Here is a 10890-nt window from a genome sequence, read left to right on the forward strand (position 1 = left end):
TTAAGCGCAGATCTTGCCGTCAAATTTAAGCAAAACGGCTTTACTTCGGGCTTTAAATTTAAAGCCGAATTTAATCCTGCGCCGCATCAAATTTGACCGCCCGCGTCAAAGTAAATTTATCAAAAAGGCAAAATATGAAAATAGCCGTAAACGGCGCAAGCGGATTTATCGGCGGCGAACTCTGCCGCTTTTTTAGAACCCAAGGGCACGAGACAGTAGCTATCCCGAGGGCCGCCTACGCCGACAAAGACGCGCTCAAAAACCTCATCAAAGGCTGCGACGCGGTTATAAATTTAGCCGGTGCTTCTATCGCGGCCAGATGGAGCGAGGCGTATAAAAAGCGTCTTCGCACAAGCAGGATAGAGACGACGCGCACGCTGGTTTGCGCTATAAACGAGCTAGAAAATCCGCCATTTTTCATCAGCGCTTCAGCCGTCGGCATCTACGAAAACAGCCTTAGTCACGACGAGAGCTCGGTCAAATTTGACCGCGGATTTTTGGGCGAGCTGGCATGCGAGTGGGAGAGCGAGGCCGCTAAAGCGCGGACGCAAACGGCGATATTTCGCCTAGGCGTGGTGCTGGGGCGAGGCGGCGCGCTAGCTAAGATGCTGCCGGCATTTAGGCTCGGTCTTGGCGGCAAGATCGGTAGCGGCGAGCAGGCGTTTTGCTGGATTCACATCGCTGATTTGCTAGAGGCGTTTAAATTTACCTTGCAAAACCGCCAAAGCGGCGTTTTTAATCTCGTTTCGCCGCAACCTAGCACAAACGGCGAATTTACTCAAATTTTAGGCGAGGTTTTAGGGCGACCGACATTTTTTAAAGTACCTAAATTTGCGTTAAATTTGATGTTTGGCGAGGGGTCCGTCGTGCTGCTTGAAGGTGCGAAAGTTTATCCCAAAGCTTTGATAGAGAGCGGATTTAGCTTTAAATTTGGCGATCTAAAAACGGCGCTTCGGGATATTTTGAAGTAAATTTAAATAATTTTGCCTGCTTAGCCAAATGCTCCGCTTCGGTTTTTGCAAAATGCGGCTCGCGCCAAGCCAGCGTAAATTTGACGCCACTACGAAAATTTAGCCGCATAGAATCTCGTCCGGTTTTACCACAAATCCAAATTTTAAAAACGCAGGCGTAGAGGCATAAGAGCAAATACGATAACGCCCTAAAACATAAAATGCTTTGCCCACTGATATGGCAGGCTGCAAATCGGTAAGCAAAATTTAGCAAACCTGACGCTTAGGCAAAATTAGCACGATCCGCCCAAGAAAAAAAGCGATAAATTTTTTGACCGCCAAACGATGTCTCAAATTTACAAAACCGCGAGCCGATATTAGGCAAAATTCGGCGTAAATTTGAATCAGACGGCAAATTTACGCTTTTGAAGATATCAGACTAAGCTCATAAATTTGGAAAGCTAGCTTTTGCCACTCGTTCTGCGCGCAGAGTTTGCTACCTGCGCGCTCAAGCGGACTTGCGAGAAGTTTTACTCAAACCGCCTCGAGATGCTAGGCGAAAGTTTGGTCAAGACGTCATAACTGATCGTGCCGAAAAAATCCGCCCAAACGCTAGCGTCGTCAAATACGCAAATTTTATCGCCCGCGTCTTCGCAGCAAAAGCTATCCATCGACATTTTGCCAAGCAGTCGCTGTCCGCCGGCCGTCTTTAGCTCCCCCTCACCCGCATAGCGCAGCAGTCCGTCGCCGTAGCCCAGGTCGTAAACGGCGATTTGCATATCCTCGCTCGCGCAAAATTTAGCGCCGTAGCCCGCGCATTGTCCTTTTTTTAGCACTCTGCCGCTAACCTTATGCGCCCAGAGCGACGCCACGCGCTTTAGCCCCAAGCTTTCGTCAAACTGCGCGTAGCCGTAGGCTGCGATACCCACGCGCACGCACTCGTCCGCTAGCTCGCCGAAGCGCTCGGTCGCAGCGGAGTTGTGCGAGTGAAAGGTCAAATTTGATCCGCCGCAAATTTCGCGCACTACGGCTTTTGCCGCGTCAAAATTTTGCCTCTGCACGAAATAATCGCTACTAAGCTCCTCAGCACTTCTAAAATGCGTAAATGCGCCGCAAATTTGCAGTCCGTGCGCCAAAGCCGCCTCGCATGCCGCACGCACTTCACACGTGGCAACGCCGTTTCGGTGCATGAGCGTATCGACGGCGATATGCACGCGCGCGCCTTTTTTAAATTTAGCAATCAGCGAAATGTCGTTTACCGCGTAGATAAATCGCTCGCTCTCGCCGCCCGTAGGGATGTGCGAAAGGATGAGAATATGCTCGAAAAAGGGTTCTAGCTCGCGCGCCTCGACTTCGTTTTTGACCGCGCAAAATTTGATGCCGTAGCTTGCCGCCTCGCGCCCCACAAGCGCCGCTCCGTGCCCGTAGGCATTGTCTTTTAGCACCAAAATCACGCGATCTTTGCCGCCGGCTTTGGCGCAAATTTTGGTTAGATTATGGATGTAGGCGGATCTGTTTAAAACGAGTTCAGACATTGAATTTTACGCCAAACGCCTCATAAACGTTAGGAAGCAGCTTCCTAATACTATAATCATAAGAGTAAAATTTGGCGTAAAGCGCCTTTAGATCAGCCTCTTTAACCGCCGCAAAGTCAAACACGTCCGTGCCCGCAACCTTTGGCACTTGGCGGTCTAGCTCGGCGAAAAACTCGCCCCTAGCCTTTAAAATTTCCTCGATTTGAGCCTTTACTATTTCGCTTTTTTCTTGCATTTACTTCTCCGTTAAGATTTTAAATTTATCTTTATCTAGCCGCACATAGAGCTCTTTTTGCCCCTTAAATTCGTGACTAGGCGCAGCATAATCCTCGTCAAAAACTACTCTAAAAAGGTTTTGCCCTTTAGTGTTCGGGTACGGCGTCACGCTAAAATTTGAAGCTTTTATGCTCTTTTTTTCGTTTAGCGCGAAAATTCTCTTTTTATTTTCGGCAAATTTAGCCCTCGTTAGCGCGTTTTTGCCGTCTATTTTTACAAATTCGTCCGCGTAAAAGCCGAGGTAAATTTTAGTCTCGTTATCTCGCCACGCCTGCAGCCACTCGTGCAGATGCGCCAGAACGCGCGCTACGTCGTCTTTGCTAGCGTCTACCTTCTGGCTTTCGCTGATTATCACGACGCCTTCGCTGCCGATTAGTTGGCCAAATTTTACCAGCGCGTCGTTGTTAAACGCCACGCAGCCGCGCGTTTTTACTTCGTCCTCGCGCTTGCCTTTCATCGGCAGGCCGTGTATCCAGATGCCTCCGCCCGTTTTTTGTGCGGCTTTGTCGTGGGCGTTCGGGTATGATAGCGACATCGCAAGCGGTCCGTAAAAGGGGTCCGGCGGCGTAAATTTGTCCGTGACGTCGTAAACCCCGACCGGCGTTTTTAGGTCGCCTTCTTTAAATTTATCCCCGCTTTTGCCAGTTATCACGCTTTGAGAAAAGATTTGCTCCAGCGCTCCGTCTGCATACTCGAAGCTTTGCAGGGTTTTTTGCGCTTTATTTACGACGATGATTTTGGTTTTAGCCTCGTAGTAGCCGTATCTGACGTCGGCTGCGCCTAGCTTTTCCAGCCAGTATTTAGCGCCCGTCAAATTTGAGTCCGCTAAAGCTTCGGCGAGTAAAATTTGAGAAAAAAAAGCATAAAAAATAAGTAAGCCGAGTAGTTTTTTCAAAATTTTCCTAACGTTGAGTATTTTCGTAATAAAGGCCAGAATTATATTACATTTTCTCTTAAAAATTTTAAAAAGCTTTTATTTTGTGTTACAATAGCGAATATCAAAATTCCATGTAAAAGGACGCAAAAAATGAAAAGCAAATTTTTAGCTTTATCTCTGTTAGTCGCCTCTTTGGGCCTTGCAAATGCCGCAGATATCGAGATCGTTGATATCTACGCCAAGGCTACACCTCCCGGCGCAAAAAATACGGCTCTGTTTTTCGACATCAAAAATAACACAGATAAGCCAGTAAAACTAGTCGGCGCTAGCTCTCCGGCAGCCGCTACGGGCGAGATACATACGCACAAAGAAGTAGACGGCATGAAAAAGATGGTACAAATAGAAAATATTGAAGTGCCTGCGATGGGCGAGGCAAATTTAAAACCTGGCGGTCTGCACGTAATGCTAATGGACATCAAAGCTCCGATCAAGGAAGGCGACAAACTAGACGCTACGCTAGAGTTTGATAACGGACAAAAACTTGAGCTAAAAGACATCGTCGCAAAGTCGGTCGTAGCTAAAAAAGACGGCGAACACGGACACGATCACGGCGCGCACGATCACGGCGGACATCATAAGCATTAATGAAAAAATTTCTCATAGTTTTGGTCGCGCTAGTCGGGGTTTTTGCGACCTCGGCGTATCTGTTTTTTAAACCGCAAGCGCAAGAGGACTTTTTGAGCGCAGAGGACGTGGGGGCAAATTTAACCCCGCTTCCCTGCGATATGAACGCCGAGCACTCATGCGGCGTAGAGTTTCGCGGCAAGACGGTTAAATTTAGCCTCTCGCCAAAGCCCGTTTACACGATGCAGCCGACGATCGTGCGTATCGAGGGGCTAGAAGGGTTTAAAAACCCGAGCCTTGAGATCCACGGCGTAAATATGGACATGGGTGTGATTAAGGCCGAAGTAGAAAAACGCGACAACGCCTACATATCAAACATCGTGCTAAGCGCGTGCCTGATAAACATCATGAGGTACCGTTTCGAGGTGCTTGAAAACGGCAAAAAAAGCGGACTTTATATAGACTTCGACTTGCATCAATAGACGCAAATTTTACTTAAAAGGACGGATGATGAAAAAGCTTATTATCGTACTTATACTGATTTTAACGGTTCTTGGCGTAGGTTATCTCGCATTTTATTCAAACAAATACGCCCCTAACGGTCAAAGCGCAAACGTCGCCGAGGGTCTAAAAAATTACGATTTTACCGGCAAGGGCACAAACGGCGCGGTGAGTCTAAAGAGCTTTGAGGGTAAAAATAAGATCATATACTTTGGCTACACCTCGTGTCCGGACGTCTGCCCCGCGACTTTAGGTATCTTAAGCGGCGTGTTAAACGAGCTTAAAAGAGACGATATCGTCGTGATTTTCGTCACCCTAGATCCGGAGCGCGACGAACCTAAAAACGTCGATGAGTACGCGAAGTATTTTTATCCAAATTCTTACGGTATAGTATTAGACGATCTACCTAAGGTTGCAAAAAGCTACGGCGTGAAGTATCAAAAGGTGCTGCTTGAAAAATCGGTCATGGAGTACTCCGTCGCTCATAGCTCCTCGCTATACGTACTAGATAAAAACGATAAATTCGTCGCCGAGATCTCCAATCTAACGGCGCAAAACATCAAGAAAACGCTGGAAAATCTGAAATAATAACAGCTTTATTATTTAGTTGTTATGAGTGTTACGTTATAACACAGAGATATTTTTTTATGCTCAATTATTAACGATTTTGATTTAAATCAATATACTTTAAGCCTTCCGGTTGTATAGTTTCATTAATAGAAAATTTAAATTTGAAAGACATTTATGAAAATTATAGCGCTCGTATGCGCTCTGTTTATTTTCTCCTTCGCAAGCGACGTTAGCGCTACGGCTAGCCTCGACGTAAAAAGCTGCGCCTATAGCAAGCAAAACAAAACCATAGCCGTCTACGATGCCAAAAATTCGCTAAATATACTTAATCAAAAAGACTTAAAACCCATAAGCAAATTTGACTTTAAAACAGACGAGATAACCTCGCTAGCCTTTGATGGCGCAAATTTATACGCAGGATTTGCTGGCGGCGAGATAGCTAAATTTAACGATGATTTTAGCTCTTTTGCCGGCATGCTAAATCTTTCAAATTTAAGCCTTGATACGCAGATAACGCACCTTCACGTCGCAAACGGCAAAATTTACGCGGTCGTCAGCAAAGACGCCTTTGTCGCATACGACGTTGCGTCAAAAAAGCTGACGCGCGCAAATCTTGACGGCACATACCGTATCGTAACCTGTCAAATTTTAAACGGCGCCGCACTGATAACCAGCTGGGATAGATCGGTTTTTACCGTAAATTTAAGCACCATGAAAGCAAAAAATCTAGGCAGATTAAAATCCGTAGCTCTGAGCGCGGCGGAGATAAACTCGGGCGTGATTTTCGGACTTGCGAGCGGCGAGATAGCCACCCTCAAATTTGACGCCGAAGCAAATTTAACAAGCAAGCAAACGGGTGCGACAAATTTGGATGCCGAAGCAAATTTGACGCAAGCAAACGTCAAAGACAACGCTAGCTCAAATTTAACCGCCGTCAAAAACGCGCAAAACAAAGCGGATCTAAATTTGACTAGCGGCACAACAAACGCAATTTTGATGAACTCTACAAATTTAGAAACAAAAAACTCGGCGAGCACAGAGACCAAAGCCGCCCCGAACCCAATCGTCCAAATTTACAAAATCTCAAATTCTCGCGTTAAAAGCCTACTAGTCGTGCAGGATAAGATTTATATCGGACTTGGAAACGGCGAAATTTTACGAAGCGACGCGGAGTTTAAACAGATAGAAAAAATAGGCAAAAACTCCGACGCCGTGATAAAAATTTTTAACGACGAAGATAGCGTCATAGCCGTTAGCATAAACGGCGAGATCCAAATTTACAAGAAAAAATCTTAGGAAAGGAGATTTTCAATGAACAAACTACTTAGTTGCGGTATCGTTGCGGCTGCGGGCCTGGCGTTTACCGTTAGCAGTGCGTGTGCGGCGGATAGCGACCTACAAGCTATCATGAAAGCGCGCGGTCTAACGGAAAAAGACATCCTGGCGGCTGCTAAAACGTATCAGCCGAGCGGCAAGAAGGACGACTATATCGTCTTCTCATCAGGAGGCCAAAGCGGACAGGTGATGGTTTACGGCGTGCCTTCAATGAGGATTTACAAGTATATCGGCGTCTTTACGCCCGAGCCTTGGCAGGGATACGGCTACGACGAGGAGTCTAAAGCCATCCTAAAAAGCGGCGCCATCAGAGGCAAACAAATCACGTGGGGCGACACTCACCACCCTGCTCTAACCGAGAAAAACGGCGAATACGTCGGCGATTATCTTTTCATCAACGACAAAGCCAACCCTCGCATCGCGGTTATAAATTTGCACGATTTCGAAACTACTCAAATCGTCGTTAATCCAATCGTAAAAAGCGAACACGGCGGCAGCTTCATCACTCCAAATAGCGAATACGTCATCGAAGCGGCACAGTACGCGGCTCCGCTAGATAACGGCTACCACTCGATAGACGAGTACGAAAGCGCATACCGCGGCGCGGTAACGTTTTGGAAATTCGACTATCCAAAAGGCAAGATAGACGAGAAAGCTTCCTTCTCGCTCGAGCTTCCTCCGTATTGGCAGGATCTAAGCGATGCCGGTAAAGGCGAGAGCTTCGGCTGGGCGTTTACAAACTCGATAAACTCCGAGATGTATACGGGCGGTATCGAAAAGGGCTTGCCTCCGTTTGAAGCGGGCGCTAGCAGAAACGACACTGACTATTTGCACGTTTATAACTGGCAAATTTTAGAAAAACTAGCTCAAGATAAGAAAAACTATATGGAGATAAACGGCCATAGAGTAGTTACGATAGACGCCGCGGTTAAAGCCGGCGCGCTATTTTTGATCCCTGAGCCAAAGAGCCCGCACGGCGTAGACGTCACTCCTGACGGCCGCTATATCGTTATCGGCGGCAAGCTAGATACTCACGCGACGGTTTATGATTTTAAAAAGATCAAAAATTTGATCGATAAAAAAGAGTTTGCCGGTACCGATCCGTACGGCATTCCGGTGCTTGATATGGCAAAGAGCTTGCAAGGACAAGTCGAACTTGGCCTTGGACCTCTGCACAACTCTTTTGACGAAAAAGACGGCATCATCTATACCTCTCTTTACGTCGATAGCCAGATCGTGAAATGGGACTACAAAAATCTAAAAGTTCTAGATAGGATCAACGTCCACTACAACATCGGACACCTTGATACTATGGAGGGAAAATCGGCCAAACCTAAGGGTAAATACGCTATCGCTCTTGATAAACTTTCGATCGATCGCTTTAACCCGGTAGGCCCTCTTCATCCGCAAAACCACCAGCTTATCGACATAGCCGGCTCAAAAATGGAGCTTTTATACGATATGCCGATACCTCTAGGCGAACCTCACGACGTAGTTTCGATTGCGGCTAGCAAGCTAAAACCGGCTACCACCTACGCCATGGGAACAAACTCTCGCACCGGTAAAGAAAGTCCGTTCGTAACTCTCGCCGGACAAGAGAGGATCGAGCGCAACGGCAAAAACGTAACCGTCTACGCTACGATGATCAGAAGCCACATCAACCCTGAGCATATCGAGGTAAATAAAGGCGACAACGTAACCATCCACTTAACCAACCTAGAGCGCGCCCAGGACGAGACGCACGGCTTTACCGTGGATCTTTACAACATCCACGCGTCTTTAGAGCCGGGTAAAACAGCGACCGTAAATTTCGTAGCGGACGAAGAGGGCGTGTTCCCTTACTACTGCACCGAATTTTGCTCTGCGCTGCACCTTGAGATGATGGGTTACTTGCTAGTTAAAGATCCGAACAAAAAATACGAATCCGCCAAAGCAAGCAAGCTAAAAACCCTAAGTCCAGAAGCTCTAAAAGCCGAATACGATAAAGTAATCGCTACAAACAAAGCTACCGACGAGGTTATCCAAAGCGTCGTTACGTATCTAAAAGAGAAGCATTACGAAAAATATCCTAAGGTAAAAGAGCTAGTTACCGACGCGCTGGATCAGTACGGCAAAATCCCTGAAGTAAAAGCAAAAGCCGACGAAGCCTACAAAAAAGGAGACGTAAACGGCGCGATACTATGGGAGTACCAAGTATGGCAGTATATGGTTAAAACCGCGGACGTCGGCCTAAGAGCTAAAAACAATCTCGCTAAAGAGATCGCCACGCCTATGAGCCCGGCTGCCTCCAAAGGCGAGGAAGCCTATCTAAAAGGCGGTTGTAACGGCTGCCACGTCATCGGTCAGGTTAGCTCAGGCCCTGATCTAACCGGCGTTCTTTTGCGCCACGAAAACGGCGAGAAATGGGTGTTTGACTTTATCAAAGATCCATCTAAATTTTACGGCGACGAGTATATCAAGTCTATGATCGATTACTTTAACCTAAGAATGCCTAATCAGCACATGAGCGATCAAGAGATCAAAGATATCATCGAATACCTAAAATGGATCGACGAAAACGCGGGAATGTAATCCAAATTTGATTCGGGCTTAGCGGTCCGAATCAGTCCGCTAAATTTGAGGCTCGGCACGCGTAACCCGAGCCTCCTACGTTAAATTTAAAAAGCGTTTTGCGAAAAATTTTTTAAATTTAATAAAGGAGAAACGATGAAGAAGTATCAAATTTACACTATTATCGCGTTAGTCTTGATGACCGTTTGTTTTACGATCCCGGTGCTAGGCTTTTTCGGAGCCAAAGCCAAGATCGCCGCGGGCGAGCCGCTTGCCGGGTATTCGTATAAAATTTACGACCTTTACACCTCGTTTCAGTACAAAAACCACCTGATGTCAAAGGACGTCGCAAGCAGTCTGGAAAAGATGATCGAGCAAAAAGCCGAGATCGGCACGCCCTCTTTTCCTATCTGGTACGTCGCGCTTGAAGCGCCAAACTACCCAAAAGACGCCTTTCCAAACGGTATTCCGGTTTATTTTCACGTTGACGGATACAGCGGCGACGTGCACGAGATGAACACCATAAACCACTACATCGGCATGTATCCGATGGAGCACGGCGGCAACGTCGAGCGCGCGATTGCGCCTTATTATCTGCTTATTTCCACGCTTTGCATGCTAGCCTTTTTATACTACGACGGCAAATTTAACTCCCTGCTCATGGTGCTTCCGACCATCGCTCCGCTGCTTTTTATGGGCGCGTTTGCGGGCTGGCTATACTGGTATGGACACAATATGCAAGAGTGGGGCGCGTTTAAGATCAAACCGTTTATGCCTACCGTGCTTGGCGACGGCAAGGTCGCGCAGTTTACGACGCACTCGTATCCTAGCATAGGATTTTGGGTGATGATGGCTATGAGCGCGCTTTGTATCCTAGCCGTATTTTCAAAGAAAAAAGAGCTCAAAGACGCGAAATGAAATTTAAGCTTTTGCTCTTTTGCGCGCTAAATTTGACGGCCTTCGCCGGTCCGCTGCAAGACGCTATAAACGCCGCCGAACCGGGCGACACGCTGCGCCTAAACGACGGACTTTACGAGGGAAATATAATCGTCGATAAGCCGCTAACGATAATAGGCAAAGGCGATGGCGCCGTGATACGAGGCGACCGCAAATCAAGCGTGATAAAAGTAACGGCAAAAAACGTTAAACTCATAAATTTAAACATCGAAGGCAGCGGCACGAGCCAGATGAACCTAGATGCAGGCATAAGCTGCGCAAAGGGCAATAATATTTTAGTCGAGAAAAACCGCTTTAAAGACGTGCTTTTCGGTATCGAGCTATCAGAATGCAACCAAGCCGTGATAAGAGATAACAACATCACCTCAAAAGAGGGCTTTGACGTGCCTAGACGCGGAGACGCCGTGCGCGCGTGGTATTCGCACGAAAACTTAATCGAGCGAAACTACGTCTATAACAGCCGCGACATCGTGGCGTGGTTTTCCAGCAACAACATAATCCGCAAAAATTTCGGCAAAAATAACCGCTACGCCGTGCATACGATGTACTCGGCGGACAACCTCATCGAGGATAACGAATTTAGCGGCGGCGCCGTGGGGATGTATTTTATGTTTTCTACGAATTCTCTCGTGCGCCGAAACGTGATAATCAACTCAAACGGAGCGTTTGGCGTGGGTATCGCGCTAAAAGACGCCTCGGGATTTAACATCAGAGA

11 protein-coding genes are annotated in these 10890 nt (G+C 47.1%); 8 read left to right on the forward strand and 3 right to left on the reverse strand.

The window, feature by feature from the left end:
• The first annotated feature begins 134 nt into the window (after nt 1-134).
• A complete protein-coding gene (locus Q0338_RS02085; RefSeq protein ID WP_298085314.1) occupies nt 135-971 on the forward strand; it encodes a TIGR01777 family oxidoreductase in 837 nt (278 codons plus the stop codon).
• 509 nt (nt 972-1480) lie between these two features.
• Here the strand turns inward: Q0338_RS02085 and Q0338_RS02090 are convergent.
• The 3 genes from Q0338_RS02090 to Q0338_RS02100 are packed head-to-tail and all read right to left on the reverse strand — an operon-like array spanning nt 1481 to nt 3656.
• Nucleotides 1481-2485, reverse strand: a complete 1005-nt coding sequence (locus Q0338_RS02090) for an alanine racemase (protein ID WP_298085315.1) — start codon at nt 2483-2485, stop codon at nt 1481-1483.
• The gene (cmeU, locus tag Q0338_RS02095) at nt 2478-2720 is read right to left on the reverse strand and encodes a CmeU family protein (RefSeq protein ID WP_122871619.1); all 243 of its coding nucleotides are present in this window, start codon (nt 2718-2720) and stop codon (nt 2478-2480) included. The genes Q0338_RS02090 and cmeU overlap by 8 nt, the downstream gene beginning before the upstream one ends.
• Complete coding sequence (locus tag Q0338_RS02100; RefSeq protein ID WP_298085316.1) at nt 2721-3656, reverse strand: L,D-transpeptidase family protein; 936 nt, start codon at nt 3654-3656, stop codon at nt 2721-2723.
• Nucleotides 3657-3788: 132 nt separating this feature from the next.
• Here Q0338_RS02100 and Q0338_RS02105 point away from each other — a divergent pair, with 132 nt between their 5' ends.
• The 7 genes from Q0338_RS02105 to Q0338_RS02135 all read left to right on the forward strand — a co-directional run.
• Nucleotides 3789-4283: a copper chaperone PCu(A)C gene (locus Q0338_RS02105; protein WP_298085317.1), complete on the forward strand. Its 495-nt coding sequence runs from the start codon at nt 3789-3791 to the stop codon at nt 4281-4283.
• Nucleotides 4283-4744, forward strand: a complete 462-nt coding sequence (locus Q0338_RS02110) for a hypothetical protein (RefSeq protein ID WP_298085318.1) — start codon at nt 4283-4285, stop codon at nt 4742-4744. The genes Q0338_RS02105 and Q0338_RS02110 overlap by 1 nt, the downstream gene beginning before the upstream one ends.
• A gap of 28 nt (nt 4745-4772) precedes the next feature.
• Nucleotides 4773-5351 carry an SCO family protein gene (locus tag Q0338_RS02115; protein ID WP_298085319.1) on the forward strand — a complete coding sequence of 193 codons (579 nt, stop codon included), beginning with the start codon at nt 4773-4775 and terminating at the stop codon, nt 5349-5351.
• A gap of 156 nt (nt 5352-5507) precedes the next feature.
• A complete protein-coding gene (locus Q0338_RS02120; protein ID WP_298085320.1) occupies nt 5508-6629 on the forward strand; it encodes a hypothetical protein in 1122 nt (373 codons plus the stop codon).
• A gap of 15 nt (nt 6630-6644) precedes the next feature.
• Nucleotides 6645-9239: a Sec-dependent nitrous-oxide reductase gene (nosZ, locus tag Q0338_RS02125; protein ID WP_298085321.1), complete on the forward strand. Its 2595-nt coding sequence runs from the start codon at nt 6645-6647 to the stop codon at nt 9237-9239.
• 135 nt (nt 9240-9374) lie between these two features.
• A complete protein-coding gene (locus Q0338_RS02130; protein ID WP_276709080.1) occupies nt 9375-10136 on the forward strand; it encodes a cytochrome C in 762 nt (253 codons plus the stop codon).
• Nucleotides 10133-10890: NosD domain-containing protein (locus Q0338_RS02135; protein WP_298085322.1), on the forward strand; the 758-nt coding region annotated here is incomplete at its 3' end. The genes Q0338_RS02130 and Q0338_RS02135, both read left to right, overlap by 4 nt.

It is taken from the genome of uncultured Campylobacter sp. (assembly GCF_938018145.1).
Lineage (GTDB): Bacteria > Campylobacterota > Campylobacteria > Campylobacterales > Campylobacteraceae > Campylobacter_A.